We start from the raw sequence: 2,803 nt of genomic DNA, 5'->3' as shown, positions 1-2,803 counted from the left end.
ACGGGGGCCTGGGCCACGGTGCCGGCGTCCAGCGCGGTCACGGTCTGCGAGGCGACGTCCATGGGGACATCCGCCATGCGCTGTTTCCACCACCACACGCCACCTGCGGCCGCGCCGAGGATGACGGAGACGGCAACCACCGGTCCGAAGGGATTGCGCTTCGGTGGTCCACCGAGGGTGGGAAGATTCGGCCGCATTCAGGCTCCCTGAGGGTAAGAAGGTACGCGGGGGCCGAAACCGCTGGCGAACAGGCGATATTTCGGCGCCCCGGGGCTACTCGTCCGGGCCGTCTTCCTGACCGTCCGGGGTGGTGTCGCGCAGGCCAAACTCCTTCATCTTCGTCTGGAGCGACTTGCGGCTGATCTGCAGGAGGCGCGCGGCCCGCGTGACGTTGCCGCCCGTCTCCTCCAGCTTCTTGACGATGAGGTCCCGCTCCAGCTCCGCGGCCTTCATACGCACGATGTCCTTGAGGCCCACCTCGCCCACGGGGACGTCCAGCGTACCCAGCGAGGCGGCGACCGCTGCCCCCGCCTGCACGCCCGCTCCCCCGCGCACCGGCTCCGGCAGGTCCTTCGCGGTGATGTGGGGGCCGTCCGCGAAGAGCAGCACGCGCTCGATGAGGTTCTCCAGCTCGCGGATGTTGCCCGGCCACGCGTACGCCTGGAGCAGCGCGAGCGCGTCGTCGGCGATGCCTTCGATCTTCTTGTTGAGGCGCCGGTTGTACTTGTCCACGAAGTGCTGGGCGAGCATCGGGATGTCGCTGCGGCGCTCGCGCAGCGCGGGCAGCACGATGGGCACCACGGCCAGCCGGTAGTACAGGTCCTTGCGGAAGCGGCCCGCCTCGATCTCCGCCTGGAGGTCGCGGTTGGTGGCGGCCACCAGGCGCACGTTCACTCGCGTCGTCTTGATGCCGCCCACGCGCTCGAACTCGCCCTCCTGGAGCGCGCGCAGCAGCTTCACCTGCATCTCGACGGGGATCTCCCCGATCTCGTCCAGGAAGAGGGTGCCCTCGTCGGCCAGCTCGAAGCGGCCCGGCTTGGAGGTGACGGCGCCGGTGAAGGCGCCCTTCTCGTAGCCGAACAGCTCGCTCTCCAGGAGCGTGGCGGGGATGGCGGCGCAGTTGATCTTGATGAACGGCTTGTCGCGGCGGCTGGACGCGCCGTGCAGCGCGGTGGCGATGAGCTCCTTGCCCGTGCCGCTCTCCCCGGTGATCAGCACCGTGGAGGGCGTGTCCGCGACCTTGTCGATGATCTTGTAGACGTCCTGGATCTGCGGCGACTCGCCGATGATGGCGGAGCGGGCCTTGTGATCCGCGCGCACGGAGCGCTTGGCGCTCTCGTTCGTCTTGGCGGCCTTGGCCACGACGGAGGACAGCTCCGCCTGCTCGAAGGGCTTGGTGATGTAGTCGAACGCGCCCGCCTTGATGGCCTCCACGGCGGAGTCCACGGTGCCGTGCGCGGTGATGATGATCACCGGCACGTCCGGGTTGGCGGTGCGCACGGCGGCGAGCACGTCCATGCCGCCCAGCTTGGGCATCACCAGATCGGTGACGACGATGTCCGCGCCGTTCTTGTGGAACTCGGCCAGGCCCTGCTCGCCGTTCTCCGCCACGGTGACGTCGAACCCGTCGCGGCGCAGCAGGGCGGCCAGCACCTTGCGCAGGTTCGTCTCGTCGTCGATGACCAGGACCTTGGCCATAAGCCTCCGCGTGGAAGGGGACTAACGGCGCGCCGGAGGAGCGGTGGGAACGGCGCCTTCCAGCGTGCAGATGGCGTCCGGGTGCTTGATGCGCAGGAGCAGCGACTCCAGCACGCGGAACGGGTGGTTCATCTTGCTGGCGCCCAGGTAGGACGCGACCATGTCCATGGCCACCGCCAGGTCCATGTTCTCCCGGCCCGTGGACACCACCACGCCGGACTCACCGCGCAGGCGGTTGGACTGGTAGACGCCGTCGGACGCGAGCTGGCGGATGGTTTCAATCTCAAGCACGCCCGTCTTCTCGTAGATGCGGTGCAGCTGCGAGTAGAGGCGCGGCGACAGCACCACGGCGTAGGGCCCGAAGTGGCCGGCCTCGTTGAGCTTGCGCGTGGCCTCCACGATGGTCTGGAAGCCGCCGCCCGGCGCCGTCCAGTCCCCCAGCGTGGCGGTGAGGCGGCCGTTGGCCGTCATCAGGCCCTCGTAGCCCAGGCGCTGGTCGCCGTAGAAGATGAGCTCGTCTTCCTGCTGAGCGCACAGCGCGGCGGCGCCGGCGGCGGCGGACACGTCCAGCGGCATGTTGTGCGTGCGCGCCGCCTCGATGTCCCGCCAGTGCAGCAGGAAGTCCTTGTAGATGATCGGGATGGTCTTGAACTTGCGCACGTCGGTGAAGACCATCGCGGTCTCCTGCTCCCCGACGATGTCCACCGCGCCCGGGGACACGCCCTGGAACTCGTCGTAGGCCACGGTCTGCACGCCGGCGCCCAGCGGCCCGTAGATGTCCAGGATGCGGCGGCCCACCAGCGACCGGCGCGCCACCTGGATCACCGTCTCGTTGAGGCGCGCCCATTCCTCTTCGCGCAGCGGGTTCTCGGCATGTCCAAGGAAGTCAGGCATCGGTGTCTCCGTCACGAGCGGCGGCAGAGGAGGGGAGGGAAGGGCTACTGCGAAAGGGTTTCAGCGACCGCCACCGGTGCCGCTGCCACCGCCACCACCGCGGCGCAGGCTGCCGATGGTGAGGGGGTGGCTGTTGGCGGAAGGCGGCGGCGCGGGGACGCCGTAGATGAGGCGCTGGGGCGGCAGGTTCGTCAGGGGCTCGACCGTCAGG

General features: G+C 69.2%; 2 protein-coding genes. Both read right to left on the bottom strand.

Annotated features, from left to right (window positions below):
• Positions 1-273: 273 nt before the first annotated feature.
• Positions 274-1,698: a sigma-54-dependent transcriptional regulator gene (locus tag D7W79_RS41010; RefSeq protein WP_120530618.1), complete on the bottom strand. Its 1,425-nt coding sequence runs from the start codon at positions 1,696-1,698 to the stop codon at positions 274-276.
• A gap of 21 nt (positions 1,699-1,719) precedes the next feature.
• On the bottom strand, positions 1,720-2,592 hold the full coding sequence (gene encA / locus D7W79_RS41005) for an encapsulin nanocompartment shell protein EncA (protein ID WP_120530617.1): 873 nt from the start codon (positions 2,590-2,592) through the stop codon (positions 1,720-1,722).
• Positions 2,593-2,803 lie beyond the last annotated feature (211 nt).

The organism is Corallococcus exercitus, from assembly GCF_003611585.1.
GTDB lineage: Bacteria > Myxococcota > Myxococcia > Myxococcales > Myxococcaceae > Corallococcus > Corallococcus exercitus.
Note: the sequence above shows the minus strand (reverse complement) of the source record. Positions and strands in the feature narration are given on the sequence as shown.

What these genes read in the sequence shown, in the direction of transcription:
- D7W79_RS41010 (WP_120530618.1), bottom strand. Translation starts at nt 1,698, where the DNA reads ATGGCCAAGGTCCTGGTCATCGACGACGAGACGAACCTGCGCAAGGTG.
- encA (WP_120530617.1), bottom strand. Translation starts at nt 2,592, where the DNA reads ATGCCTGACTTCCTTGGACATGCCGAGAACCCGCTGCGCGAAGAGGAA.